Annotated in this window: 28 protein-coding genes; 12 read left to right on the forward strand and 16 right to left on the reverse strand. The window is 65.5% G+C overall.

Annotation, left to right across the window (positions count from 1 at the left end; translation table 11 throughout):
- Position 1: 1 nt before the first annotated feature.
- From K3U96_RS08300 to K3U96_RS08325, 6 genes are read right to left on the reverse strand one after another with little or no spacing between them, the layout of a single operon-like run.
- Complete coding sequence (locus K3U96_RS08300; RefSeq protein ID WP_220692685.1) at positions 2-1,126, reverse strand: acyl-CoA dehydrogenase family protein; 1,125 nt, start codon at positions 1,124-1,126, stop codon at positions 2-4.
- Positions 1,123-1,572, reverse strand: a complete 450-nt coding sequence (locus K3U96_RS08305) for a nuclear transport factor 2 family protein (RefSeq protein WP_220692686.1) — start codon at positions 1,570-1,572, stop codon at positions 1,123-1,125. Before K3U96_RS08305 ends, K3U96_RS08300 begins: the two co-directional genes overlap by 4 nt.
- The gene (locus tag K3U96_RS08310; RefSeq protein WP_069407595.1) at positions 1,553-2,776 is read right to left on the reverse strand and encodes a metal-dependent hydrolase family protein; all 1,224 of its coding nucleotides are present in this window, start codon (positions 2,774-2,776) and stop codon (positions 1,553-1,555) included. The genes K3U96_RS08305 and K3U96_RS08310 overlap by 20 nt, the downstream gene beginning before the upstream one ends.
- Position 2,777: 1 nt before the next feature.
- Positions 2,778-3,107 carry a hypothetical protein gene (locus K3U96_RS08315; protein ID WP_069407594.1) on the reverse strand — a complete coding sequence of 110 codons (330 nt, stop codon included), beginning with the start codon at positions 3,105-3,107 and terminating at the stop codon, positions 2,778-2,780.
- The gene (locus tag K3U96_RS08320) at positions 3,100-4,443 is read right to left on the reverse strand and encodes an aromatic ring-hydroxylating oxygenase subunit alpha (RefSeq protein WP_220692687.1); all 1,344 of its coding nucleotides are present in this window, start codon (positions 4,441-4,443) and stop codon (positions 3,100-3,102) included. The genes K3U96_RS08315 and K3U96_RS08320 overlap by 8 nt, the downstream gene beginning before the upstream one ends.
- 5 nt (positions 4,444-4,448) lie before the next feature.
- Complete coding sequence (locus K3U96_RS08325; RefSeq protein ID WP_220692688.1) at positions 4,449-4,988, reverse strand: carboxymuconolactone decarboxylase family protein; 540 nt, start codon at positions 4,986-4,988, stop codon at positions 4,449-4,451.
- A gap of 258 nt (positions 4,989-5,246) precedes the next feature.
- Between K3U96_RS08325 and K3U96_RS08330 the strand changes: the two genes are divergently transcribed.
- From K3U96_RS08330 to K3U96_RS08370, 9 genes are all read left to right on the forward strand, one after another.
- The gene (locus K3U96_RS08330; RefSeq protein ID WP_220693449.1) at positions 5,247-6,542 is read left to right on the forward strand and encodes an amidohydrolase family protein; all 1,296 of its coding nucleotides are present in this window, start codon (positions 5,247-5,249) and stop codon (positions 6,540-6,542) included.
- 108 nt (positions 6,543-6,650) lie between these two features.
- Positions 6,651-7,817, forward strand: coding sequence for an acyl-CoA dehydrogenase family protein (locus tag K3U96_RS08335; protein ID WP_069408250.1), 1,167 nt, complete (start codon positions 6,651-6,653; stop codon positions 7,815-7,817).
- A 15-nt stretch (positions 7,818-7,832) separates the two neighbouring features.
- Positions 7,833-8,591 (forward strand): SDR family oxidoreductase, encoded by a 759-nt coding sequence (locus K3U96_RS08340; protein WP_220692689.1) that lies wholly within the window; start codon positions 7,833-7,835, stop codon positions 8,589-8,591.
- Complete coding sequence (locus tag K3U96_RS08345; protein ID WP_268928475.1) at positions 8,591-9,805, forward strand: CaiB/BaiF CoA transferase family protein; 1,215 nt, start codon at positions 8,591-8,593, stop codon at positions 9,803-9,805. The genes K3U96_RS08340 and K3U96_RS08345 overlap by 1 nt, the downstream gene beginning before the upstream one ends.
- Positions 9,805-10,605 carry an enoyl-CoA hydratase/isomerase family protein gene (locus tag K3U96_RS08350; protein ID WP_220692690.1) on the forward strand — a complete coding sequence of 267 codons (801 nt, stop codon included), beginning with the start codon at positions 9,805-9,807 and terminating at the stop codon, positions 10,603-10,605. Before K3U96_RS08345 ends, K3U96_RS08350 begins: the two co-directional genes overlap by 1 nt.
- Before the next feature lie 3 nt (positions 10,606-10,608).
- A complete protein-coding gene (locus tag K3U96_RS08355) occupies positions 10,609-11,754 on the forward strand; it encodes a thiolase family protein (RefSeq protein ID WP_220692691.1) in 1,146 nt (381 codons plus the stop codon).
- 48 nt (positions 11,755-11,802) lie between these two features.
- Positions 11,803-12,951 carry an acyl-CoA dehydrogenase family protein gene (locus tag K3U96_RS08360; protein ID WP_220692692.1) on the forward strand — a complete coding sequence of 383 codons (1,149 nt, stop codon included), beginning with the start codon at positions 11,803-11,805 and terminating at the stop codon, positions 12,949-12,951.
- A 32-nt stretch (positions 12,952-12,983) separates the two neighbouring features.
- Entirely contained in the window at positions 12,984-13,367 is a 384-nt protein-coding gene (locus tag K3U96_RS08365) for a carboxymuconolactone decarboxylase family protein (protein ID WP_069405063.1), read from the forward strand.
- A complete protein-coding gene (locus K3U96_RS08370; protein WP_220692693.1) occupies positions 13,364-14,251 on the forward strand; it encodes an NAD(P)-dependent oxidoreductase in 888 nt (295 codons plus the stop codon). Before K3U96_RS08365 ends, K3U96_RS08370 begins: the two co-directional genes overlap by 4 nt.
- Before the next feature lie 21 nt (positions 14,252-14,272).
- On the opposite strand, the gene K3U96_RS08375 is transcribed toward K3U96_RS08370, so the two are convergent.
- The 3 genes from K3U96_RS08375 to K3U96_RS08385 form a co-directional block, all read right to left on the reverse strand.
- Positions 14,273-15,193 carry a TIGR03619 family F420-dependent LLM class oxidoreductase gene (locus K3U96_RS08375; protein WP_069405065.1) on the reverse strand — a complete coding sequence of 307 codons (921 nt, stop codon included), beginning with the start codon at positions 15,191-15,193 and terminating at the stop codon, positions 14,273-14,275.
- An 18-nt stretch (positions 15,194-15,211) separates the two neighbouring features.
- Entirely contained in the window at positions 15,212-16,051 is an 840-nt protein-coding gene (locus K3U96_RS08380) for a mycofactocin-coupled SDR family oxidoreductase (RefSeq protein ID WP_069405066.1), read from the reverse strand.
- A 161-nt stretch (positions 16,052-16,212) separates the two neighbouring features.
- Complete coding sequence (locus K3U96_RS08385) at positions 16,213-16,824, reverse strand: TetR/AcrR family transcriptional regulator (RefSeq protein WP_069405067.1); 612 nt, start codon at positions 16,822-16,824, stop codon at positions 16,213-16,215.
- A 118-nt stretch (positions 16,825-16,942) separates the two neighbouring features.
- Here K3U96_RS08385 and K3U96_RS08390 point away from each other — a divergent pair, with 118 nt between their 5' ends.
- The 3 genes from K3U96_RS08390 (at position 16,943) to K3U96_RS08400 (ending at position 19,465) form a co-directional block, all read left to right on the forward strand.
- On the forward strand, positions 16,943-18,247 hold the full coding sequence (locus K3U96_RS08390) for a cytochrome P450 (RefSeq protein WP_069405087.1): 1,305 nt from the start codon (positions 16,943-16,945) through the stop codon (positions 18,245-18,247).
- Between the two features lie 106 nt (positions 18,248-18,353).
- Positions 18,354-18,971 (forward strand): TetR/AcrR family transcriptional regulator, encoded by a 618-nt coding sequence (locus K3U96_RS08395; protein ID WP_230982402.1) that lies wholly within the window; start codon positions 18,354-18,356, stop codon positions 18,969-18,971.
- On the forward strand, positions 18,968-19,465 hold the full coding sequence (locus K3U96_RS08400) for a hypothetical protein (protein ID WP_220692694.1): 498 nt from the start codon (positions 18,968-18,970) through the stop codon (positions 19,463-19,465). The genes K3U96_RS08395 and K3U96_RS08400 overlap by 4 nt, the downstream gene beginning before the upstream one ends.
- A 13-nt stretch (positions 19,466-19,478) precedes the next feature.
- Here K3U96_RS08400 and K3U96_RS08405 read toward each other — a convergent pair whose 3' ends face one another.
- From K3U96_RS08405 to K3U96_RS08435, 7 genes are all read right to left on the reverse strand, one after another.
- Positions 19,479-20,438 (reverse strand): NADPH:quinone oxidoreductase family protein, encoded by a 960-nt coding sequence (locus K3U96_RS08405; protein WP_220693451.1) that lies wholly within the window; start codon positions 20,436-20,438, stop codon positions 19,479-19,481.
- The gene (locus K3U96_RS08410; protein ID WP_220693452.1) at positions 20,438-21,430 is read right to left on the reverse strand and encodes a phosphotransferase family protein; all 993 of its coding nucleotides are present in this window, start codon (positions 21,428-21,430) and stop codon (positions 20,438-20,440) included. The genes K3U96_RS08405 and K3U96_RS08410 overlap by 1 nt, the downstream gene beginning before the upstream one ends.
- Before the next feature lie 32 nt (positions 21,431-21,462).
- Positions 21,463-22,764, reverse strand: a complete 1,302-nt coding sequence (locus K3U96_RS08415) for an acyl-CoA dehydrogenase family protein (protein ID WP_069405070.1) — start codon at positions 22,762-22,764, stop codon at positions 21,463-21,465.
- Between the two features lie 36 nt (positions 22,765-22,800).
- Positions 22,801-23,457 (reverse strand): TetR/AcrR family transcriptional regulator, encoded by a 657-nt coding sequence (locus tag K3U96_RS08420; RefSeq protein WP_069405071.1) that lies wholly within the window; start codon positions 23,455-23,457, stop codon positions 22,801-22,803.
- A gap of 67 nt (positions 23,458-23,524) precedes the next feature.
- The gene (locus K3U96_RS08425) at positions 23,525-24,484 is read right to left on the reverse strand and encodes a TIGR03564 family F420-dependent LLM class oxidoreductase (RefSeq protein WP_069405072.1); all 960 of its coding nucleotides are present in this window, start codon (positions 24,482-24,484) and stop codon (positions 23,525-23,527) included.
- Between the two features lie 9 nt (positions 24,485-24,493).
- Entirely contained in the window at positions 24,494-25,240 is a 747-nt protein-coding gene (locus tag K3U96_RS08430; RefSeq protein ID WP_220692695.1) for a hypothetical protein, read from the reverse strand.
- Positions 25,241-25,251: 11 nt separating this feature from the next.
- Positions 25,252-26,160 carry an NAD-dependent epimerase/dehydratase family protein gene (locus tag K3U96_RS08435; RefSeq protein WP_220692696.1) on the reverse strand — a complete coding sequence of 303 codons (909 nt, stop codon included), beginning with the start codon at positions 26,158-26,160 and terminating at the stop codon, positions 25,252-25,254.
- Positions 26,161-26,183 lie beyond the last annotated feature (23 nt).

Here is a 26,183-nt window from a genome sequence, read left to right on the forward strand (position 1 = left end):
GTCACTCCTTCCCGAGATCCAGCAGGCGGCGGGCGATGATGTTGCGCTGCACCTCGGCGGTTCCGCCGTAGATGGTGGCCGCCCGCGAGTACAGGAATTCGGTCCGCCAGGTGTTGTCGTCGAGTTCGATGACGCCGGGCAGCAGATCGCGCACGGTGTCGTAGAGCTGCTGTTCGGCGCCGGCCAGCAACACCTTGTCGATCGAGGTTTCCGCACCGAGCTTGTGCCCGTCGGCCAGCCGGTGCTGTGTGACGCGTGAGCGGCAGCGCAAGGTGTGCAGCGCCAGATAGGTGTCACCCAGATCCGAATCCACCGATTGGCCAAGGCGTTTCACCTCGCCGATCAGTGCGTCGAAACGTGAGTACAGGTAGGCGATGCGCTGCCAGAAGCAGGTGGAACGTTCGTAGGGGAGCAGGTCCATGGCCAACCGCCAGCCGTCGCCTGGGTTGCCGAGCATCCGGTCCGCGGGCACTTCGACATCGTCGAAATACACCTCGCAGAACTCGTCGACGTCGTGCATGGTGCGCAGCGGCCGAACCGTGACTCCCGGGGTGTCCAGGTCGACGAAGAACGCGGTGATGGCCTCGTGGTTGGGCGTTTCCGGTCCGCCGGTGCGGGTGAGCAGCACACACCGGGTGGCGTACTGGGCGAAGCTGGTCCACACCTTCTGGCCGTTGATGATCCACTTGTCACCGTCTTGCACGGCGCGGGTGGTCAGCGACGCAAGGTCGCTGCCGGAGCCGGGTTCGGAGAAGCCCTGGCACCACGACTCCTGGCCGGATAGCAGCCTGGGCACCATCTCGGCGGCCAGTTCGGGGCGCGCGTAATCGATCATGGTCGGCGTGAGCACTTCGAGCATCGAATACGGTCCGGGATGGTCGATTCCGCGCCCGACGATCTCCTCGCCGACGATCGCGCGCAGGATCTCCGGGCCGCCGAGCCCGCCTGCCGACTCCGGCCATCCGTAGCGCATCCAACCGGCGTCGTACAGGGCCTTGAGCACCCGCAGGTGCTGGACCTGGTGGTCGTCCAGAGAATCGTGGCCTGCCCGAGGCGTCAGGTCATTGGCGTCGAGCCACTCCCGAAGCGCCGTGCGGAACGCGGCGGGTTCGAAGAGGTCTGTCATCCAGCTTCCGGCCTTCCGATCGCGTGCGGTCGGCCGGAGTCGTGTTCGCCGCTGCGCCGGATGAACGTCATGGCACGCGTTTTCAGCCGCCAGCCGTCCTCGGTGCGGATATAGGTGTCGTTGTAGTACCCGATGCGCATGTCGTGTTTGGAGTGTTCGATGAAGCACAGCGGCTGGGTGCCGGTCGCCTTGTCGGCGTCGTCCTCGTCCAGATGCACCAGCGACGTGCCGGTCATGAACAGGCCCTTGGGCGCGGCATCGACGAGTTCGGGGAAACGGGCCAGCGTGTAGGTGGAACCAAATGCGCTGTAGGTGCCGTCCGGGGTGAACACCGAGACGAGGCCGTCGATGTCACCCTGGGTGATCGTGACGGCATACTTGGCGAGCAACTGCTGAATCTCGACCAGGTCTTCGGTCCGCGTCGGCCTACTGGTTGGCGATGTCATTTCGGAATACCTTCCCGTCCTTCATGACGAAGTTGACGTTCCGGGTGACGGTGATGTCACTCAGTGGATCTGATGGCACTGCGATGATGTCGGCGAGGTAGCCCTCCGCGAGGCGACCCAGGTTCGGCTTGTTGATCAAGTCGGCGGCGACGACGGTGGCCGCGCGCAGCACCGCGGCGGCGGGCATGCCCCATTCGACGAGCGTGACGAGTTCGTCGGCGTTCTTGCCGTGCGGGATGGCAGGCGCATCGGTGCCGACGGCGATCTTGACCCCGGCATCGTGGGCCGCCTTGATCGACGTCCGGGCCTTGGGGAACATCTCGGCGGCCTTGTCCTGCAACTCTTTCGGTGCCCGCGACACATCCATCGCTTCGGCGAGCCTGCGGGTCGAGACCAGGAAGCGGTCGTTGTCGACGAGCATCTGGATGGCTTCGTCGTCCATCAGGAAGCCGTGCTCGATACAGTCGATACCGCACGCGACGGCGTGTTTGACCGCTTCGGCACCGTGCGTGTGCGCGGCGACGCGCAGCCCGCGGCGGTGTGCCTCGTCGACGATCGCGCGCAGTTCCTCGTCCGAATAGTGTTGCGCGCCTGCCTCTCCGGTCAACGACATCACCCCGCCCGAGCAGCACACCTTGATCAGCTGTGCGCCGTGCTTGATCTGGTAGCGCACCGCTTTACGGATCTCGTCGACCCCGTTGGCGATGCCTTCCTCGATCGTGAGCTCGAGCACGCCGGGCATGAACGCCGCGAACATCGTCGGGTCGAGATGTCCACCGGTGGGGGTGATCGCGTGGCCGGCGGGGATCACCCTGGGCCCCTCGATCCACCCGGCGTCGATCGCCTTGCCCAGTGCGACGTCGAGCAGGTAACCGCCGGTCTTCACGAACAACCCGAGGTTGCGCACCGTCGTGAAGCCCGCGCGCAGGGTGCGTCGGGCATTGCCGACCGCTCGCAGCACCCGGGTGGCCGGGTCGTCCTGCACTTGGGACAGACCGGGGGTCTCGCCCCGGCCACCCATGAGCAGGTTGACCTCCATGTCCATCAGGCCGGGCAGCAGAATGGCGTCGCCGAGATCGATGACCTCGCCGTCTGCCGAGCCGCCAACCCCCACTATCCGGCCGTCCTCGACCCGGACGATTCCGGGCCGGACGATCTCGCCGGCGTCGACGTCGAGCAGGCCTGCTGCTTTGAGGGTCAGCAACCTAGACCACCGGCTCCCTGATGCAGGTGATGTACGTGGCGCCGCTGTCGAGCACGCGTGGCTGTTTCCACACCTCGATCGGGAACGACACGTTGACCAGTGACTGCATCATGTGAATGAGGGCCTTTGCGTCGTCGGGCATTCCGTCCAAGGGGAACCTGGCGTCGCAGTATTCCATGACGGCCTCCAGACGGGGGAACGCGGCGTCGTAGAACTCCTGCAGCTCCTCCATCGTCGAGGCCAGCCGCTTTTGGTACCGGTCCTCCTCGTTGGGCAGGCACCAGTCGGTGAACCGCTCGAGATCGGAGAATTCCTCTGGCAACTTAGGCATTGATCGCATCCTTCTGACCGGTCGACGACGTGGCTTTCCCATTGCCCGAGCCGTCGGTGAGACCCTTTTCCTTCTTGTAGGCGTTCACGTGATCCCACGCCGTCTTGTGCAGGTGACGTAGGAGGACTTCCTGGTCGCACAACAGGAAATCCTTGACCACCCCGGTGTTGATCATCGTCTGGGTGGCCTCCAGAGTGTTGGCGTCCTGGAACGCGTACTCCTTGAACGTCACCGCCGCGAGTTCATGAGCAAGCCGCTCACGGGTGTTGGTCGCTGGCACGAAGTACAGCGTGCACTCGAAGATGTGCTTGTCGACGTCGGTGGGCCAGTAGTGGTAGGTGAGGTACCAGCCCGGCGCCCAGAGCAGCAGCGTGAAGTTCGGGAAGAACTCGAATGAGTCCTGACCCCAGGAGTGGTGGCGCGAGGGGTTGACCGCCGGCGGCAACTCGTCGGGCAGGATGCCCTTGATCTTGGGCCGGTCCCACGGGCCGAACAGCCCGCTGTGCAGCACGCGTTCGATGGGCTTGACCATGCTGGGATCCTTGGGCGGGCTCATCCCGCCCCACGACGAGATCATCGAGTGCCTGCCCTTGATGTCGTAGTGCAGCGCCTCGAAGCCGAAGCTGGCGAGCTTTTCGGCTTCCTCCTTGACCGCCTGCTTCATGTGCAGGATCGGTGCGTGGTAGAACTCGACGAACGCGTCGATGAACAGCTTCCAGTTCGCGTTGACCTCGGCCCGGTAGGAATAGGTTTCGGTCATCTCGTGGAAGGGATAGCCCTCCAGGCCCTTTGCCAAGTCACCGAGGTAGTCGGTCAGCGGTCCGGCGTCGTCGTCGAAATTGATGAAGATGAAGCCTTCCCACACTTCGCAGCGCACCGGCACCAACCCGTAGTCGGCCTTGTCGACGTCGAAGAACTCGCCCTCCTGTTGGATGAAGGTGAGGTCTCCCTGGAGGTTGTAGCGCCACGCGTGGTACTTGCAGGTGAACTGGCGGCAGGTGCCCGACACCTCCTGGCCGGGATAGTCGTTCCACACCAGCTTGTTTCCGCGGTGCCGGCAGATGTTGTGGAAGGCCCGCACCACGTTGTCGGTGCCCTTGACGATGATCACCGACGTGCCTTTGCCCGCAGACGGCATCTCCTTGGTGAAGTAGCTGCCCTTCTTGGGCAGCCGTTCCACCCGGCCCACGTTCAGCCAGCACTTCCTGAAGATCGCCTGCTGTTCGAGCTTCCAATGCTCGGGATCGATCGAGTCGGTGTAATCCACTGGGGCGGTGCCGAGTTCGGGCCAGTGTTCGGTCCAGCTGCCTTCAGCGGGTTTGGGGAAAAATGACATGGTGTCTACCTCTCTGCGTGCGTTTCGGAGTCGGGTTCTACGCCGAAAGTGTTGATCGCCATGGCAAGTGCGCCATAGCAGCCGATGGTGAAGACGAGATCCATACGCTGACGCTCGTCGAGGTGCTCGGACAGCGTGGTCCAGGTGGCATCGGAGATCTCCGAGGTGTCCTCGAGTTCGTCGACCGCGCGCAGCACGGCACGGTCGAGTTCGTCGGTGGCCTCACCGCGCTGGATTCCGGCGATGACGTCGTCGGTCAAGCCGGCATCGCGGCCCATGCGCACGTGGTGGCGCCACTCGTACTCACAGTGGCGCCGGTGGGCCACCCGCAACACCGCCAGTTCGCGCAACCGTGCCGGCAGCGTGGAGGAGTACAGCAGGTGGTTGTTGAAGCGCAGAAACGCCCGCGTCAGCTTGGGATGACGGACCAGCGTGCCCAGCAGGTTGCCCGTTTTCTCCGGGTTGCGCAGTTCAGCGGGGATGCTGGACAGGGCATGCTCGACCGCGTCGTCCCACTGGTCGGCGGGTAGCGGCAGAACGCGCACCGATAACTTCCTCTCACTCACGAGAATCATATTCTCATATTTGGCTAACAGATTTCCATCTTTACCGCCGATGGTCAATCCCGAAGGCCAGACGCGCCGGTCACAGCGGTAACCGATGGTTGCGCAACGGTGCTGCCAGGGGACCCCGCAACGGCTTCGGACATTGATTCTCGCGTTGTGAGAAGCTAGTTTTCGTCAGTAGAGAACCTGACCGATCTAAGGTGGGTGTCAGTGACGACCCCGACGAAGGGAACGGGCATGCATAAGGACGAGATGATCTTGGTGAGCGTGGATGATCACATCGTCGAGCCGCCGGATATGTTCAAAAATCATCTGCCTAAGAAGTATTTGGATGAGGCGCCGCGGTTGGTGCATAACGCTGATGGGTCAGATACCTGGCAGTTTCGTGATGTGGTGATCCCGAATGTGGCGTTGAACGCGGTGGCGGGCCGGCCCAAGGAGGAGTACGGGCTTGAGCCGCAGGGGCTCGATGAGATCCGGCCGGGGTGTTGGCAGGTCGATGAGCGGGTCAAGGATATGAACGCCGGCGGGATTTTGGGGTCGATGTGTTTTCCGTCGTTTCCCGGGTTCGCCGGGCGGCTGTTTGCCACCGAGGATCACGAGTTCTCGTTGGCGTTGGTGCAGGCCTATAACGATTGGCATGTCGAGGAGTGGTGCGGGGCCTATCCGGCGCGGTTCATTCCGATGACGTTGCCGGTGATCTGGGATCCGGTGGCGTGTGCGGCGGAGATTCGGCGTAACGCCGCGCGCGGGGTGCATTCGTTGACGTTCACCGAGAATCCCGCGGCGATGGGTTATCCGAGCTTTCATGATTTCGAGCATTGGAAGCCGATGTGGGATGCCCTGGTCGACACCGACACCGTGCTCAATGTGCACATCGGGTCCTCGGGGCGGTTGGCGATCACCGCCCCGGATGCCCCGATGGATGTGATGATCACCTTGCAGCCGATGAACATCGTGCAGGCCGCCGCCGATCTGTTGTGGTCACGTCCGATCAAGGAGTACCCCGGCCTCAAGATCGCGTTGAGTGAGGGTGGTACGGGCTGGATCCCCTATTTTTTGGAGCGGGTGGATCGCACCTATGAGATGCACTCGACCTGGACCGGTCAAGACTTCGGCGGCAAACTGCCCTCGGAGGTGTTCCGTGAGCACTTCTTGACCTGCTTTATCGCCGATCCGGTCGGGGTGGCCACCCGCGAGCTCATCGGGGTGGACAACATCTGCTGGGAAGCCGACTACCCGCACTCAGACTCGATGTGGCCCGGCGCCCCTGAACAACTCCACGAGGTCCTCACCGCCAACCAGGTCCCCGACGACCAGATCAACAAGATGACCTACCAAAACGCCATGCGCTGGTATCACTGGGACCCCTTCACCCACATCGGCAAAGACCAAGCCACCGTCGGCGCCCTGCGCAAAGCCGCCGAGGGCCATGACGTCTCCATCCAAGCCCTCTCCAAAAAAGAAAAAACCGGTGCGTCGTTCTCGGATTTCGCGGCGAGCGCCAAGCGGGTGAGCGGCAACACGGACTGAGCGGGTTTACTGGGCTGACAGTGTCGCCGGTGCGAAACGTACGTTGATCGCACCGGCGCAGGTTGCTGTGCCGACGATGTAGTTGAGGAGTGAGCAGTGTCGAACGGGATGAGTTTCGAGCTGACCGAGGATCAGCAGCTGATCCGCAAGGCCGTCGCCGAACTGGCGGGCAAGTTCGACGATCACTACTGGATGCAGAAGGACCAGGCTCACGAGTTCCCGCAGGAGTTCTACGACGCCATCGCCAAGGGCGGCTGGCTCGGCATGACCATCCCCGAGGAGTACGGCGGGCACGGCCTGGGCATCACCGAGGCCACCCTGCTGCTCGAAGAGGTCGCCCGCTCCGGCGCCGCGATGAACGGGGCCAGCGCCATCCATCTGTCGATCTTCGGGATGCAACCCGTCGTCAAGCACGGTTCAGACGAGCTGAAGGCCGCGACGCTGCCCCGCATCGTCAACGGCGATCTGCACGTCTGCTTCGGGGTTACCGAACCGGGCGCGGGCCTGGACACCTCGCGCATCACCACGTTCGCCAAACGGGAAGGTGACCACTACCGCGTCAACGGCCGAAAAGTCTGGATCTCCAAGGCTTTGGAGTCCGAGAAGATCCTGCTGCTGACCCGAACCACTCCTTATGGCGAGGTCACCAAGAAGACCGACGGCATGACGCTGTTCCTCACCGATCTGGACCGCGACCGCGTCGACATCCGGCCGATCAACAAGATGGGCCGAAATGCGGTGAGCTCCAACGAAGTGTTCATCGACGACCTCATCGTTCCGGTCGAGCACCGCGTCGGTGAGGAGGGCAAGGGCTTCAAGTACATCCTGGACGGATTGAACCCGGAACGGATGCTGATCGCCGCCGAGGCGCTCGGCATAGGCAGGGTGGCCCTGGAGAAGGCCGTGAAGTACGGCAACGAACGAGTGGTGTTCAACCGGCCCATCGGCATGAACCAGGGGCTGCAGTTCCCGCTCGCCGATTCGCTGGCCCGACTCGACGCGGCCGAGCTGGTGCTGCGCAAGGCAACATGGCTGTATGACAACGGCAAACCCTGTGGGCGCGAAGCAAATACGGCCAAGTACCTGTGTGCTGACGCCGGATTCGACGCCGCCGACCGCGCGCTGCAGCTCCACGGCGGGATGGGGTATTCCGAGGAGTACAACGTGTCGCGGTACTTCCGCGAGTCACGGCTGATGAAGATCGCCCCGGTCAGTCAGGAGATGATCCTGAACTTCCTCGGCGAACACGTGCTGGGACTTCCCCGTAGTTATTAAAAGGAAGCGCTATTGATGACGAACTATTTCGACCTCACCGGGCGTTCGGCCCTTGTCACCGGCGCCGCGGGTGGAATCGGCTCTGCGGTCGCTGAGGCGCTGGCTGATGCGGGCGCGGCAGTGCTGGTCACTGACGTCGACAAGGACGCAGCGGCCGCTGTCGCCGAACGTATTTCGGGCGCAGGTGGCAGGGCCGAATCCGCTGCTCTGGACGTGTCGGACCGCGACGCCGCCGACGCCGCGGCAGCACAGGCCGCGGCGCTGACCGGTGACGAGCTGCACATTGTGATCAACAACGCGGGTGTCACCAAGCCGGCGATGTTCGCAAAGACCACTCAGGAGTCGTTTCGGCTGCTCTTCGACATCCATGTGATGGGGGCGTTCAACGTCACCCAGGCCGCGCTGCCGCACATCCCGACCGACGGCACCGGCCGGATCGTCAACGTCACCTCGGCCGCCGGCCTCACCGGTACGCTCGGCCAGGTCAACTACTCGGCGGCCAAGGCGGGCATCATCGGGTTCACCAAATCCCTTGCCCGCGAACTGGCCACCAAGAGCATCACGGTCAACGCGCTGGCGCCGCTTGCGGCGACGCCGATGACCGAAACCATCCGCACCAACGAGAAGTTCTCGGCCAACATGATGAACCGCATCCCGATGAAGCGGTGGGCCGAACCGTCCGAGGTGGCCGGCGCATTCGTGTTCATGGCGTCCGACGCGGCGTCCTACATCACCGGACAGGTCCTGCCGGTCGACGGTGGAATGGTGATGTAGTGACGTCACAACCGCAGGCACCGCTGTCGGGCATCACGGTCGTCGCGCTCGAGCAGGCGGTGTCGGCTCCGATGTGCACCAGGACGCTGGCCGACTTCGGTGCTCGCGTCATCAAGGTGGAAAACCCCAACGGCGGTGACTTCGCCCGTCATTACGACGATGTGGTGAACGGCCTCGCGGCGCACTTTGTCTGGTGCAACCGCAACAAGGAGTCGGTGACCGTCGACCTGAAAACCACTGAGGGCCTGGATATTCTGCATCGGCTGCTCGACAACGCCGATGTGCTGGTGTCCAACCTTGCGCCGGGCTCCACCGGGCGGCTCGGCATCACCCCCGCAGAGATGGAAGCGCGGCATCCCAACGTCATCGCCGTCGAGATCGACGGATACGGCCCGGGCGGACCGCTGTCACACAAGCGCGCCTACGACCTGCTGATCCAAGCCGAATCGGGTACCTGTGCGGTGACCGGCCACGCCGGTGCGCCGGCCAAACCCGGGCCGCCGGTCGCCGACGTCTCGACCGGGCTGCACGCCGCGCTCTCGATCCTGGCGATGCTGTATTCGCGAGACACCGGCCGGCGATCGGGCGGCACCAGCGTCGCGGTGAGCCTGTTCGACACCATGACGGACGTGATGGGGTATCCGCTCACCTACACACAGCACTCCGGTGTCGACCAGGTGCCGTTGGGGATGGGTTCGCCGGCGGTGGCGCCATACGGGGCGTATGCCACGTCCGACAACCAGACGGTAGTGCTCGGCACGACGAACGACCGCGAATGGCAACGGTTCGCTCGGGAAATCCTGCAGCGCAACGACTTGGCCGAGGATGAGCGCTTCCAAACCAACGCCGGCCGGGTCGCCAACCGGGCTGTGCTCGACGAGGCCGTCGCCGCCTGGTGCGCACAGCGTGACCTCGCCGACGTGCAGAAGATCGCCGACGCCGCGGGCATCGGCAACTCGCGCTACAACCTGCCCAGCGAGGTGGTGGTCCATCCGCAGTTGACCGCACGCAACCGGTGGCGCGACGTCGACACCCCCGCGGGCCCGATCCAGGCGTTGCTGCCACCCTCGGTCATCGCCGGATTCGAGCAACCGATGGGTGCGGTGCCCGGGCTGGGCGAACACACCGATTCCGTGCTCGCCGAACTCGGCATCGACGACGACGAGATCGCCGTGTTGCGCCAGCGCGGCGTGATCGGCCCGGCGTACCGCTGATGGCCAGTGCCGCCGAGCCCGTGCTGCGCTCGACAGACACCGACGGCGTTCGCACGTTGACGCTGAACAGGCCGTCCCGCAAGAACGCGATCAACCCGCAGTTGTGGGAAGAGTTGGCCGACGCGCTACGCGTCGCCGCGCGAGACACCGAACTTCGGGCATTGGTCATCACCGGAGCCGGCGGCGCCTTCTGCTCGGGGGCCGACATCTCGACCCCCGAGGACATCCACCCACGGCACAAGCTGCGCCGCCTCACCGAGGTGGCCCTGGCCCTGCACGAACTGACCGTGCCCACCATCGCGAAGGTAACCGGGGTCGCCGTGGGCGCCGGCTGGAATCTGGCGTTGGGCTGTGACTTCGTCGTCGCCACCCCCGAATCACGGTTCTGCCAGATCTTCGCCGACCGGGGCCTGTCGGTCGACCTCGGCGGATCGTGGCTGCTGCCCCGGCTGGTCGGACTGCAGCAGGCCAAGCGGCTGGTGCTGCTGGCCGAGCCGATCGACGCCGAGGAGGCGCGGTCCATGGGCCTGGTGACCTGGGTCAAGACCGCTGAGGAGATCGACGCGTTCGTCACGGCACTGGCCGGGCGGCTCGCCGCGGGACCCCCGGTCGCCCTGGCACAGAGCAAGGCGCTGCTCAACGACGGCGCCAATGTGACACTGCGTGAGGCGTTGGCCAACGAGGCGCGGGCACAGCCCGGTAACTTCGCCACCGAAGACTCAACAGAGGCGTACGCGGCGTTCGCCGCGAAGCGAGCGGCGACGTTCACCGGTCGGTGGGCGGTGCCAAGATCGGAGTGACAAATGCGTGAAACCGTGATCGTCGAGGCGGTTCGCACCCCCGTCGGTAAACGCAACGGCGGATTATCTGAGATACACGCGGCAGATCTCTCCGCGATCGTGCTCAACGCGCTGGTGGAGCGGGCCGGAATCGACCCCGACATCATCGACGACGTGGTGTGGGGCTGCGTGTCGCAGGTCGGTGACCAGTCCAGCAACATCGGGCGGTACGCCGTGCTGGCCGCCGGGTGGCCGGAGCGGATTCCCGGCACGACGGTCAACCGCGCCTGCGGGTCCAGCCAGCAGGCGCTGGACTTCGCGGTGCACGCGGTGATGTCGGGCCAGCAGGATGTGGTGGTCGCCGGCGGTGTCGAGGTGATGAGCCGGGTGCCGCTGGGCGCCGCACGGGCCACCGGTACGCCGTACGGCCCGAAGGTCCTTGACCGCTACAAAGACTTCTCGTTCAACCAGGGCATCTCGGCCGAGATGATCGCGCAGAAGTGGGGTTTGTCGCGGACCCGCCTCGACGAGTACTCGGTGCGCTCACACGAACTGGCCGCGGCCGCGCAGGACGCCGGCGCGTTCGAGGCGCAGATCATGCCGGTGTTCACCGGCGGTGAGCCCGTGGTGGCCGACGAGGGCGTGCGGCGGGGCAGCACCGTGGAGAAGCTGGCCGCGCTCAAGCCGGCGTTTCAGGACGACGGCGTCATCCACGCGGGCAACTCCTCGCAGATCTCCGACGGTGCAGCGGCGCTGCTGGTGATGACGGCCGAGAATGCCATCGCGCTGGGATTGCGGCCCATCGCGCGTTACCGGGCCGGTGCGGTCACCGGTGCGGACCCGGTGCTGATGCTGACGGGACCGATCCCGGCCACCGAGCACGTGCTGCACAAAGCCGGCGTCGCGCTCGAAGAGGTCGGTGTGTTCGAGGTGAACGAGGCGTTCGCCCCGGTGCCGCTGGCCTGGCTCGCCGAGACCGGCGCCGACGAAGACAAGCTCAACCCGCTGGGCGGGGCGATCGCCCTCGGCCACCCGTTGGGCGCCTCGGGCGCGGTGCTCATGACCCGCATGATCAACCACATGCGCGACAACGGGATTCGCTTCGGGTTGCAAACCATGTGCGAAGGCGGCGGCACGGCCAACGCCACGTTGGTAGAACTCATCGCATAGCGATGCTGGTAGAGCTCATCGCTTAGGAAGGACGCTGAGGATTTCACTGTGCGTAGAGACCTGTTCACCGAGGACCACGAGGCATTCCGCGAACTGGCGCGCGACTTCGTCGAGAAGGAAGTAGTTCCGCACTATCCGGAGTGGGAAACGGGTGGCCGGATGCCCCGCCACGTCTTCAAGCAGATGGGGGCGCTGGGCATGCTGGGGATGGCGATCCCCGAGGAGTACGGCGGCGGCGGCGCACCCGACTACCGCTACAACGTGGTGCTGCAGGAGGAGGCGGCTCGCGCGCTGGTCACCCTTTCGACAGTGCGCACCCAATTGGAAGTGATCCTGCCGTACTTCCTGCACTACGCGAACACCGAGCAGCGCGAGCGGTGGTTCCCGGGTTTGGCCTCCGGTGAGCTACTGACGGCCGTCGCGATGACCGAACCGGGCACCGGATCGGATTTGGCGGGCATGCGCACCACCGCGGTGCGCGACGGTGATGATTGGATCCTCAACGGCGCCAAGACATTCATCACCGGCGGCATGCAGGCCGACCTGGTGATCGTGGTGGCGCGCACGTCGACCGACCCGGACAACCGGCGCAAGGGGTTGACGTTGTTCGTCGTCGAGGACGGCATGGCAGGGTTCACCCGCGGCCGTGAACTGGAGAAGATGGGCTGCAAGGTCCAAGACACCGCGGAACTGTCCTTCGTCGACGTGCGGGTGCCGGGCGCCAACGTGTTGGGGGAGTTGGACGAAGCGTTCGGCTACCTCGGCCACAACCTGCCGCAGGAGCGGCTGACGGTAGCCGTCGGATCGGTGTGCCAAGCGCGCTCGGCGATCGCCGCGGCCATCGACTACACCAAGAGCCGCAAGGCGTTCGGCACTCCCGTCGCCTCCTTCCAGAACACGAAGTTCGAACTGGCCGCGTGTTCCACGGAGGTCGAGGCCGGCCAGGCGATGCTGGACCGCGCGGTGCGCCTGCACGTCGAAGGCGAACTGTCGGCCGCAGACGCCGCACGGGTGAAACTGTTCTGCACCGAGATGCAGGCCCGTGTCGTGGACCGCTGCCTTCAGCTGTTCGGCGGATACGGCTACATGATGGAGTACCCGATCGCCCGGCTCTACACCGACGCGCGGGTCGCCCGCATCTACGCGGGCACCAGCGAGGTGATGAAGGTGATCATCGCCAAATCGCTTGGGCTATAACATCGTCGACATCGCGGCCGAACGGAGCGAACGTGGATCAGCCGACCTTCGAAAAGGGGGCCAGGATACGTGCCGAGGTGCTCGGCGCCGACTACGTCGCCAACGCCACCCGCAACGCCGACGACTTCGACAGGCCGCTGCAGGAACTGGTCACCGAGTACTGCTGGGGAGCGGTGTGGGGCCGCGATGAGTTGCCGCTTCAGACACGCAGCCTGCTCAACCTGGCGATGCTCGCGGTGCTCAACCGACCTCAGGAGTTGCGGACCCACATCCGCGGTGCGCTGAACAACGGGGTGACGCGCGAGGAAATCCGCGAAGTATTCCTGCAGGCTGCCGTCTACGCCGGCGTACCTGCCGCCGTCGACGCCTTCCGGCAGGCGCGCGAGGTGTTCACCGAGTTGGAGAATAAGACATGAGGCTGGGTCTGATCGGGCTGGGCCACATGGGTTTCCCGATGGCGCGCCGCCTGCTCGAGGCCGGCCACACCGTCACCGTGTACGACACCTGCGAGGAGGCGGTGAACGCCGCGGCCGACCTCGGCGCCCAACCGGCCACGGCGCCGCGCGAGGTCGCCGATGTCGCTGACACGGTGCTGGCCAGCCTGCCGTCCGCGCAGGCGTGTCTCGAGGTCGTCGACGGCGCCCACGGCGTCGCGCAGGGAACCCGGATAGCACGATTCGTCGACCTGTCCACCGTCGGTAGCGAGGCGTCACGCGCCGTGCACCGGGTTTTACGCACGCGGGGCATCGCGGCGTTGGACAGTCCGGTCAGCGGCGGGGTAGCCGGGGCGCAGAACGGCACATTGACGCTCATGGTCTCTGGGCCGCACGCCGAGTTCGATTCGCTCAAACCGCTTTTCGACACTCTGGGTCGCGCGATCTACGTCGGTGACAAGCCAGGTTCTGCGCAGACCATGAAGTTGCTGAACAACCTCGTGGCGGCAACCGCTCTGGCGGTGACGTCAGAGGTCGTCGCCATGGGCGTCAAGGCCGGCCTGGACCCGCAGGTGATCGTCGATGTGCTCAACGCCGGCTCCGGCGGCACCCATGCCAGCCGCGACAAGTTTCCCCGCTCGATCCTGCCGCGCACCTTCGACTACGGTTTCGCGACCGGTTTGATGGTCAAGGACGTTCGGCTCTACCTCGAGGAGGCAGCGCGCCTTGAAGCTGTCGGTGTGATCGCGGCGGCCGTCGCCGAGCAGTGGGAGACGACCCTGCGCGAAGAGGGTGCCGACTCCGACTTCACCTCGGTGATCAAACCGATCGAGGCCGCCGCCGGCGTGGTCGTCGACGGCCGGTGACCACCGCGCGGTCCGACCGCATCAGGGCAGTTGGGGTTTGACCTCTTCGATGATCCACTGTGCGTAGTCCAGGTACTCGTCGACGCCGCTGACCGGCGGCAGCGGCACCGCGCTGACCGTCACTCCCTGCTCGGCGAGATGACCCATCCGGTCCGCGATCTCCGCTGCGCTCATGCCGGGGCTGGCGTTCGGGTCGTCTTGGGCGGTATGCCCCTCACCGACGCGGTTGGTGCCCAGGCCGTGCACCACGTCGAAGGGTCGGCCGTCATAGCCCTCTTGGGATTTGATGAAGTCGACACGTTCGGCGATCTTCTCCGGCGGGGTGAGAAAGGACCACCAGCCCGACGCGTACTTCGCTGCGCGACGCATCGCCGCGTCGGCGTCACCGCCGATCCAGATGGGCAGGTGCGGCTTTTGGACGGGCTTCGGCTCGAATGCGACGTCGTCGAACGACACGTACTTGCCGGTGAACCTCGGGGAATCACTGGTCCAAAGTTCGACGATGGCGGCGAGGTACTCGTCGGCGATGCGGCCGCGGTCCCGGAATGGCACGCCCAACAACTCGAACTCGCGCTCGAGCCAGCCGACCCCGAACGTCACCATCATCCTGCCGCTGCTCATCCAGTCCGCGGTCGCCAGCGCCTTGGCGAGCACGATCGGGTGCTGCAACGGCAGCACGGTGATACAGGAATTGAGCTGTATCCGCTCGGTCGCCCCGGCGAGATAAGCCTGCGCGACCGTGGACTGCAGGTAGTGCGGCCCCGACAGCGGCACGTGTTCGTTGGGGATCACGAAATGCTCAGGCACCGCGATCATGTCGTAGCCCCACTGGTCGGCACACTTGGCCATCCGGGTCTGGTCTGCGCCGGTCACCGACGCTTCCCACGGCTGCATCATCGCCGGGAGCCTCAGCATGTGAGGCAGGTTGAAGACAAGCTTCACGGGCCAGATTCCTCGCCGCTACTTGAGCATGCTGCCGGCGTCGACGGTGACGGGAAGACCGGTGATGTACCGGGATTCGTCGGAGGCCAGGAACAGCACCGCGTTGCTCACATCACTTGGCTCGACCCAGCCGACGGGAAGCACGTGCATGAACTGCGCGGCGACGGCAAGATCGTCGACGCCGGGGTCCTCCAGGTCCGGACGGAACAGCTTCATCGTTCCTTCGTTCATGAACAGCGGTGTGTTGACGTTGGTGGGGCAGACCGCGTTGACCCGCACCGAATGCTGGCCGAGTTCGACGGCGAAGGTCCGCATCAGCCCGATGACGCCGTGCTTGGCGGCGATGTAGTGACCGGTGTGCGGATACGGTTTGAGACCGCCCACCGAGCTCGTCAGGATGATCGAGCCGCCGCGCCCGCCGGAAAGAATATGGGGAACAGCGGCTTTGACGCTCTTCCAGACGCCGGACAGGTTGACGTCGATCATGTCGCGCCAGTCGTCTTCACTGGTCTTGTCAAGTGTCTGGCCACCGTTGCCGATTCCGGCGTTGGCCACGACGATGTCCAACCGGCCCAGCTGCTCGACCCCGCTGTCCACCACCTTCTTCAGCGCGTTGTAGTCGCGGACGTCGACTTCGGCGGTGATGATGCGGCGGTCCAGGTTCTTGACCAGATCGGCGGTCTCCGCGAGGTCATCCGGTGTCGCCGAAGGTATGTCGCTGTTGCTGCTGAGCTGCTTGCACACGTCGACGGCGATGATGTCGGCGCCTTCCTCGGCCAGGCGCATCGCGTGGCTGCGGCCCTGCCCGCGCGCCGCTCCGGTGATGAACGCAACCTTGCCCGCAACGCGTCCGCCCATGTGTCCTCCTCGATTCCACCCCCGAAGGAAGGCCGGGAGCGCAGCTATATCGGAAATTTGTCGATCGATCAGGAACCCTGTCACCGATCCGCTCTGGTTGTCAACCGGTTGCGCCAGGTAGTCAGTTCCCGGGCGGCTGCGGCCGAACCGGGGTCGCGTCGCTAGCCGTGGGTTGGCGCGGCCGACTTCGTTGCGGGCAATGCCTCGGCGAGAAAGTCCAACTGGCGTTCCATGAACGTGCGTAGCTCGTCGTGGCCGAGGTCGACACCGACAGCGCTCTCGTTGCACAGGCTGCGCGCGGTCTGTGCGATGAGCATGGAGATCGCCACGGGCGGGTACGCCTGCAGATCCACGCCCCTGGACCGCAACGCGACGGCGACCGCCGCGGTCTCGATGTCACGTACCCGCTCCGCATAAGCTTTGAGCTCTTTACGAATAGCCTTACGGTGGTTGGCCATCGCCATGAATTCGGTGTTCAGGCCGGTCAGCCGCAGGTCGCTGTTCATCGCCCACAGAGTGCGTAGTGGGTCGGAGTCGGTGAGTGCGGCGCGCATGCGTTGCAACGATGCTTCTGCACCCGCGCGCAGCACTTCGACGTAGAGGTCGTCCATCGTCGGGAAGTAGTAGTAGACCAGCGCTTGTTTGACACCGGCCGCCGCGGCGACACGCCGCGAGGTCGCCGCGGCATAGCCTTCGTCGCGCATGATCTGTGCGGTCGCCTCGATCAGGCGTTGCCGCGCACCGGTGTCGGCGGTCTTGGTCTTGGTTGGCATTCAGCGGACCTCTACCGAAGGATTGCTTGACCGGCCATTACACCACGTGGTACGCATAGCGCATCCTAACATTTTTATCGATCGATCAAATGCGGTGCGACGCCGAAAGGACCGGTCCGTGACAGATTTCGCATCCGTCGACTACTTCTCCGACCAGGCGATAAGTCAGGATCCTTACGACTACTGGGATTACCTGCGCGGGCAGGGCCCGGTATTTCGTGAACCCAACTACGGTGTGGTCGCCGTTACGGGCTATCAGGAAGTGCTGGCGGCGTTCAAGGACCATGATTCGTTTTCGGCGGTGAACGCGATCGGCGGGCCGTTTCCCCCGCTGCCCTTCGAGCCGCGCGGCGACGACATCACCGAACAGATCGAGGCGCATCGCCATCTGTTCCCGATCCACGAGCACATGGTCGTGATGGATCCTCCCGCCCACACGCGGGCCCGCTCCCTGCTGACCAAGCTGCTGACCCCGAAGCGGCTGAAGGAGAACGAGGAGTTCATGTGGCGGCTGGTCGACAGCCAGATCGACCAGCTCGTCGACCCATCCGCAGCGCAAGGGCGATGCGAGTTCCTCGCTGAGTACGCGAAGCCCTTCGCCACCTCGGCGATCATCGACCTACTCGGTGTGCCCGAACAGGATCGGCCCGAGTTCCTTGCCGCGCTCGGCGTCGAGGAGCGCTACGGCACCCGGGTGGGGGCGCTCGACGGCGCGCCGGTGGGACGCGACCCGCTGCAGTATCTGGACGACAAGTTCGCCGGTTACCTCGCCGACCGACGCCGTGAACCCCGCGACGACGTGCTGTCCGCGATGGCGACCGCCACCTACCCCGACGGTTCGACACCGGAGTTGATCGAGGTGGTCAAGCCGGCGACCTTCCTGTTCGCGGCCGGTCAGGAGACGGTCACCAAGCTGCTCAGCGCTGCGGTACAGACCCTGGCGGAACGCCCCGAGTACCAACAGATACTGCGGGAGGATCCAAAACGTATTCCGACGTTCATCGAAGAGGCGCTGCGGATGCACGCCCCGACGAAGGTCGACTTCCGGCTGGTCCGCAAGACCACCACGTTGGGCGATGTGCACCTGCCTGCCGGCACGATCGTGATGCTGTGCCTGGGCGCGGCCAACCGCGACCCGCGCAAGTTTGAGGACCCCCATGAGTTTCGCCCCGACCGCAAGAACGTGCGCGAGCACATCTCGTTCGGCCGGGGGATCCACTCCTGTGCCGGGGCACCGCTGGCCCGCGTCGAGGGGCAGATCACCGTGCAACGGCTCCTCGACCGCATGGACGACATCAGGATCGATGAAGCCAACCACGGGCCCGCGGGCGCCCGGAGCTACGCCTACGAGCCGACGTTTCTGCTGCGCGGCCTGACCCAACTGCACATCGAGTTCACGCCGAAGCGCGCGGACGCGCATTGACGGGCACTGTGACGCCCGTCCAGAGCCTTTTCCGCTGAGACCCTTGTCACAGGCGGCAAACCTACCTACTGTGTGTTCACTAGGTTGGTTGAACCGAAGGGTGTCCGTGACGTCGGAGTCAGGCTCGAGGCCGTACGAGACGCTGCTTGCCAAGGGCGAGGACCGTCGGCACCGGATCCTCACCGTGGCCGAGCGCCTGCTGGCGCGCAACGGCTGGCGCAATACCTCGTTGGCGCAGATCGCGAAGGAGGCGGGGGTCACCCCGGCCGGGCTCCTGCACCACTTCGAATCGAAGGAACAGCTGCTCAACGCCGTGCTCGACGCGCGCGACGCCGACGACGCCATCCACGCCGACTACCGGTCGGGCGATCTCGTCAACGAGCTCAGCCGTGTGCCGGAGCGGTTCGACCGGGCGCCCGAACTCATCGGCACGTTCACGGTGCTGCTGGTGGAGAACATCGCCCCCGACGCGCCGCTGCACGACCGCCTGCACAAGCGCTACCGCGACGCCATCGACATCATCACCGAGATCATCAAGCGTGGTCAGCGCGACGGCGTGTACCGCACAGACGTCGAAGCGGTCAACAAGGCCGTGGAAATTCTCGCCTTCATCAACGGAATGGAGACCTCATGGTTGCTCGATCGATCAATACCGCTGAGCGAGGTATTCAAGGAGTACGCGGAGTCATTGGCCCGCGACCTGGCGCCCAGGGGGCCGAAATGAGGTACCGGCTCGACGTCGTCGCCCCAACCGTCCTCGACGCGGTGAGGTCTGCAGGAGGCTGGGTGTACGACCGGGTGATGGCCGGCTGGGATGTCACCGTCCTGATCGCCCATCCCGGTGACGTCCGACCGCTGGACATTCTCGGCGCCGAGACCCTCGATCTGGATTCGGTGCTCGACGCATGGGAGGCGCGGCCCCATCCGCAGACCGTCGCCGTCGCCGCGGAACTGTTCGAACGCGATCCGCGGGTGCTGGCCCATGTCCGTACCGCACTCGACCAGAGCGCGACCGAAGTGACGCTGTGGGGAGAGCGGCTGCCTGCCGAACTGGACAGCAGCGTCGATTCCGTCCAGCACCGGTTGAGCGCGGCCGCGCGGGCGTTCAAGGCCAAGGCGCTCTCGGCGGCCGACGACCCGGGGGATGTCGGACACACCGAGACGTTCCGCAGCGGCATGATGGCCTCGGTGGCATCGGATTTGATCCCGGCCAGCTGAACTTCGGCTCTGCTCAGGTCAGGTCGATGAGCACTTTGCCGATCGCCCGGCCGTCAGCGACATGGCGCAGCGCCTGCACGGTTTCCTCCAGCGGATAGACGGCGCCCACGTGGGGGCGGACGCGACCGCTGACGAGATGGTCGCGTAGTTCGGCTTCGTTGCGGTCGAATTCGTCGGGCGGCACGTCCTGGAAGTGAAAACCGAGTACGTGTACGCCCTTGACCAACACCAGGTTCAGCGGAATCCGCGGGATCACGCCTGAGGCGTACCCGATCGTCACGAACCGTCCGCCGCGGCGCAGCGAGCGCAAGGCCGGTTCGGCGAGCTCACCGCCGACCGGGTCCAGGACCGCGTCGGCTCCGCGGGGCAGCGCCTCGCGCAGGGCATCGCGCAGCTTTCCCGACCGGTGGTTGACCGCATGCGCGGCGCCGTAAGAGCATGCCGCGGCGAGCTTTTCGTCAGAGGAGGCGACTGCGGTGACCGATGCGCCGAGCACCACGCCCAGTTGTACGGCGGCCAGTCCAACACCGCCGCCTGCCCCGAGGACGACGACCTCGTCGCCTGCCTGCACGCGCGCCATCGATCTCAGGGTGTGATAGGCGGTGCGGTATGCCACCCCGAACGCGGCGGCGGCGCGATCGTCGACGGCGTCGGGCGTGCGGGCCAGGCTCGCGGCGGGCACGACGACTTCTTCGGCGAATGCACCGTACATGCCCGCGCCGGTGACCCGATCACCGACGCTGAAACCCTCCGCGCCGGTTTGTACGACGACGCCGGCGAACTCGCTGCCGGGTATGAACGGCGGTGGCACGCTGACCTGATATTGGTTGGCGATCAGCAGTACATCGGGAAAGTTGACCGCCGCCGCGTTGACGCGGACCGTGACCTGGCCCGCGTCCACCGCAGGCGTGGGTCGCTGTTCGATCCGGATCACTTCAGGCGCCCCGTAGTCGGGGCACACGGCGGCCCGCATCATGTGTAGTCGGTGGATTCGGCCAGTTCGGCTGCCGAGCGCATCAACTCGACGATGACGGGCCCGTAGGCGAGCAGCTTCGGGTCCTCACCGGCGCGCTGGAAACCCTGTTCCAGCACGATCGCCAGCTTCCATTTGGCCAGCACCACGTAGTAGTCGAGGTCGTCGACCTGGCGGCCGGACAGCTTGGCGTAGTGTTCGACAACCTGTGCGCGAGAAGGCATGCCGCGCATGTCGACGTAGCTCATTTCGGATTCCGATGGGGCGTCGGTGTTTTCCGGCCAACTTTGCACCATCCACGCCAGATCCAGTTTGGGGTCGCCGACCGTTCCCATTTCCCAGTCCACGATCGCGGCGAGCTGCGCGGGCGCGCCGTGTCGATACATCACGTTCGCGAACTGATAGTCGCCGTGCATCAGGCCGGGACGGTAGTCCAGGGGGCGGTGTGTTCGCAGCCATTCGGTCGCGACCTCGATGCCGTCGATATCACGGCCCTTGATCCGATCGAAAAAGGCGGTCCAGCGGTCGACTTGGCGTTCATGGAAACCGTCGGGGCGCCCCAGGTCGGCCAGCCCCTTGCTCTGCCAATCGACCTTGGACAGCAGCGCGATGCCTTCGGCGAGCTGGTAGGCCAGCCCGGCGCGGGCCTCCCGGTCGTCGTCGAACGGCTGCGGCCATCGTCGGTCGTCGAGTTCCATCGGGGACCAGCCGTCGACGTAGCCCATGAGATAGAACGGCCTGCCCAACACCTTCGCATCGGTGCACACCCCGACCGCCGTGGTGTGCGGCACCTCCGTGCCGTCGAGCGCCTCGATGATCCGCCACTCGCGAAGGATGCCTTTGTCGCGGTCCGGGGGAGCCCCCGCCGGGGGCATGCGCAGGACGCAGCGTTCGTCGCCGCGTCGCAACTCGTAGATCACGTTCTGGGTGCCCCCGGAGAGCAGGCGCGTCTGCAGCGGTTCACCCTTGCCGGGCAGCCCAGCGCCGTCCATCCACTCGGCAAGCCGCGCGACGTCGACGTCGCTCACAGATTGCCCACCTCATGCTCGAGGTAACCGGCGAATTTCGCCCGCGCGGCCTCGCGCTTGCGCGGGATCCATTCCGATGGCCACATGTCGTCGGTCGGCTGGTAATCGCGCAGCACCTGCTTGGCGACCGTAGCCTTGTGAACCTCGGTAGGGCCGTCAGCCAGTCCCATGACGGCAGCGCCGGTGACCATACCCATGAACGGCATTTCGTTGGTGACGCCGAGCGCGCCGTGTACTTGCATTGCCCGCCAGGCGATGTCGTGCAGTACCGAAGGCATGATCACCTTGACGGTGGCGATGTCCTTGCGCACCTTCTTGTAGTCGTTGTACTTGTCGATCTCCCATGCGGTGTAGAGCACCATCAGCCGGAACTGCAGCAGTTGGGCATAGGAGTCGGCGATGTAGCCCTGCACGAACTGTTTGTCCGACAGGCGGCTGCCCTGGGTTTCGCGGCTCAGCGCACGCTCGCACATCATGTCCAGCGCCTTACGCGACAGTCCGATGGTCCGCATCGCGTGATGGATACGCCCGCCGCCCAGCCGGGTCTGTGCGATGACGAATGCCTGACCCTCACCGCCGAGCAACGCGTCGGCGGGCACGCGGACGTTGTCGTAGTGGATCAGGGCATGAGATCCTTCGCCTTCGGCCTCGCCGTGCAGCCCGACGTTGCGGACAATGTTCACGCCAGGGGTGTCGGTCGGCACGAGGAACATCGACATGCCCTGGTACGGGCTGACGTCGGGGTTGGTCACCACCATGACGATCAGAAACGATGCCGTCCTGGCGTTGGAGGAGAAGAACTTCTGGCCGTTGATGACCCAATCGTCGCCGTCGCGCACAGCGCGGGTCTTGAACAGGGTGGGGTCCGCGCCGGCGTGCGGTTCGGTCATCGAATAACAGGAGAACAACTCACCGGTGAGCAGCGGGCGCAGGTAGCGCTCCTTTTGCGCCTCGGTGCCGTAGTGCGCGAGGATCTCGGCGTTGCCGGTGTCGGGCGCCTGACAGCCGAAGATGATCGGCGCCCATTGCGAGCGGCCGAGAATCTCGTTGAGCAGTGCCAGCTTCAGCTGCCCGTAACCCTGCCCGCCCAGTTCGGCGCCCAGATGGGTGGCCCACAATCCGCGGCGACGCACCTCGTCCTTGAGTGGTTCGATTACCTTGCGGCGCTCGGCATCCAGCGGTACGTACTCCTGGTCCGGAAACGCCAGGTCCAGTGGTTCGACCTCCTCGCGGACGAACTCGTCGGCCCAATCCAGCACCTTCTGGTATTCGGGATCAGTCTCGAAATCCCACGCCATGGTGGTCTCCCTTCGGTTTACGGTGAACGACTTTCGTCATCGGCCGGGTCTTGTGTTGAATCCGTTGATCAGCGCCGCGATGTCGGCGGCGACGACTTCGGCGAATGGCTTCTGGCCGAAAGTTCCTGCGGCCCAGTGCCGGACGCCCTCGCTAACATGCATTCGGGCGAGGTGCGAAAGGTGAGCGACGTCGACGTGCGCGGCCAGCTTGCCGTCGCGCTGGGCCTGGGTGAACAACTCACCGAACATGTCGGCGTCCGTATCGTCGGTCCGCTCGCCGGCCAGGATGCGGTGCTGCTGGCGGTAGCCCTCCAGGATCGTCTCGACGATGAGGTCGCGCGGATTGCGCACCATCGACCGTTCCAGGCTGCGCAGCGCCTCACCGATCACCGACTCCACGTCGTAGTCGGTACGCAGCAGCGACCGGACTTTCTGCTGGGCGGCGCGGGTGGACAGCAGGCCGACCTCGAAGAGGATGTCCTCTTTGGCCGGAAAGTAGAAGTAGAACAACGCCCTGGACACGCCTGCGGCCCGGCAGATGTCGGCCACCGTGGTCTTCGCATAGCCGTTGGTGCGCCACAACGCCATCGCCGCCTGCACCAACGCCCGTTTCGTCTCGTGTGACCGCGCGCGCTGAAACGACGCCCGTCGTTGCCCGCCGTCGGCGACTGCAGTCGACACACGTTTGGGCATCAGCGCAGTGTAGCCGCAGGTGAACGCGACGTAAACAGTTGACGTCTGTCTAACTATGTCGGGGCGGTCAGGAGAGTTCGGAGACCAGCGACGCGACGAATTCCTGGGTGCGTCGCCGCGAGGTTCGGCGCTGGTCGGCGTCGGCGCCGAGCGGCACCACCCTGGCGGCCAGATCGGTAACCCCCGCATCGCGGTAGCGGCGCAGCCGCGCCAGGATCGTGGCTTCATCGCCTGCCGCCATGGTGTCGCCCACGTCCTCGGCGTCGCCGTGCTCGAGTAACCGGACGTAGTTGGGGGAGAAGTCCGCATGCCCGAGTACCTCGCCGGCGTAGGCGCGGGCAGCGTCGATATCGCGCGCGGCGCACAGCGCGACGGGCACACCGGCGACGACGCGTATCCCACTGCGTCCGGCCGACTTCGCCGCCTCGGTGATGCGCGGGACGACGTAGTCGCCGATGGCGCGTTCGTCGGCCATCCACAGGATCGTCCCGCCGGTGTGCTGCCCGGCTGTCCGCAGCATCGCCGGCCCGAGCGCCGCCACCAGCACCGGCACCTCGTACGCGTCGGTGACGTCCACCGGACTGTTCACCCGGTAGGTGTCGTTGACCACGGCGACCTCGCCCGGCCCGGCGAAGGCCGCCCCCAACACCTCGAGGTAGTCGCGCACCACCCGCGCGGGCCGCTCGTAGTCCAGCCCGAGTTGATCGGCGATGATCCAGTGATGTGACGGGCCGACACCGAGCGTGAACCGACCGGCGCATGCGACCTGGGTGGTCAGTGCCTGCTGCGCCATGATGAGCGGGTGGCGGGTCTGGATGGGCACCACCGCAGTGCCGATCTCGATCCGTTCGGTGACCGCGCCCAGCAGCGCGACGGCTGTCAGCGCATCGAGGTAGCCGGGTACCTGCGGGATCCAAAACGACGCGAAACCGTCGCTCTCCGCGGCTTTCCCATCATCGAGCAGGCCGCTCAACCGATCGGCGCGCGTCCGCTCCTTGTCCGAGCCGATCATCAAGCCGATTCTCATTCCCACTCCCTAGGGCAGATAGCGGTCCCACTCGTACGGGACGACCGGATGAAACGGTGCGGCAAACAGCGGTTCGATATTCCCTTCGCTCCACCGCTTCTCCAGCGCGGGCCGCAGCCGTTTCGCGGCGCGCTCCGGGTCGTCGTCCAGAAAGCAGTACGAAGTCGTCTGGCCTGCAGGGGCACTGGCGAGGTTCGCGCTGACCGAATGCGAGGCCGCCGACCAGACACCGGCCACCCCGTCGATGTCGACCAGCGGCTCCGCTGTCGGGGCGTCGGTTTCGACAAGCAGATACACCCCGCGCACCGGCCACCACGGCAGCACGTCGGCCCCGACCTTCACGCGCGGTGCCGCCACCTTGCCGCGCACGGTGTAGACGCCGCGCTGTACCGGAGGTAACAGCGCCAACTTGCGATCGGCGTCACCCAGCGCTGTGGACAATGCGTTGAACCCCTTCAACCCGCTTCGGTCGGTGAAGAAGTACGTCATCACATGGTCGACGGCGTCGAACGCGTCGTGCGTCACGGCGCGCGCGGCCCGGCAGGCCGGTGTCGACACCAACCGCATCGAGGCGCGCACCGCCGATAGCCGGTGCTGCTCGGGCCGGTGGTCCAAGGTGTGCCAGTGCAGGTACTCGGCGTCTGCCCCGTCGGGATGGCGCCGCGCCATCGAGACGAACAGCGTGGTGACGTCGCCGTCTCCGGTGCTACGCACACCATCGACCTGGTCTGAGGGGATACCGGCCAGCGGTTTCACAAGCAGCCTCCTCAATCGCCCGTAGCCAGCTTGATTTCGGGATGACGCGCCTTGGTCATCCGGCGAAACCCGTCGCGCCACGGCACCTTGGTGTGCCCCAGCACCTCGTGCATGCGGGTCACGTCGGGCCACAGCGGCGGGTGGGCGTCGTCGCGGTAGCTGAAGATCGGCTCGATGCCGACCAGCGTGCCCAGATACCTGCAGTACTCCTCGGCGCTGACCGTTTCACTGCCGGCCCAGTTGACGACCACCGGCGGGGTGTCCGCGACCTCCATGGCCTTGATACCGAACTCGACGTAGTCGTCTTCGTAGATCGGGTTGTAGTTGTTCGGCTTGTCGGGGTGAAGAAGGATCGGACTGCGCGCCAGGATCTTCTCGAGACGAGCGGCGGGCGCACCGCCTTCGGGTCCGTACGTCGAACAGATGCGGATGATCGTCAGCGGAACCTGGTACCGGGTGGCGATCCAGGTGCACACTGCTTCGGCGGCGACCTTCGAGAAGCTGTAGTTCGAGCGCAACGGGACACCCGGCGGGTCCGATTCGGTCAGCGGACGCCGACCCTGATAGCCGTAGATCGATCCCGTCGAGCAGAACACGAAACCCTTTGCCCCACGGTACTTGTACAACAGATCTCCGGTGTGCTCGGCATTCGTCCTCACGCATGTGGCCCAGTCGCCGGTACCGTCGTCCACGGCAGCGTGGAACACGTACGTGAAATCGTCGGGCAGCGACGAGAAGTCGCCGGTGCCCATGTCCAGTGCAACCGGTGTGACGCCGGCGTCGGCCAATCGCATGCGGTCGGCCGGACCGCGTAGTCGTGCAGCACCCCACACCTGGTTGTGCTGGGCGAGTGTGCGGGCGATGGGAAAGGCGATCTTCCCCGTCGCGCCGGTGATGAGAATCTTCTCGCCCGAGAGCATCCCTTAGTCATAGCGCATCCCGC

Source organism: Mycolicibacterium holsaticum DSM 44478 = JCM 12374 (assembly GCF_019645835.1).
Taxonomy (GTDB): domain Bacteria; phylum Actinomycetota; class Actinomycetes; order Mycobacteriales; family Mycobacteriaceae; genus Mycobacterium; species Mycobacterium holsaticum.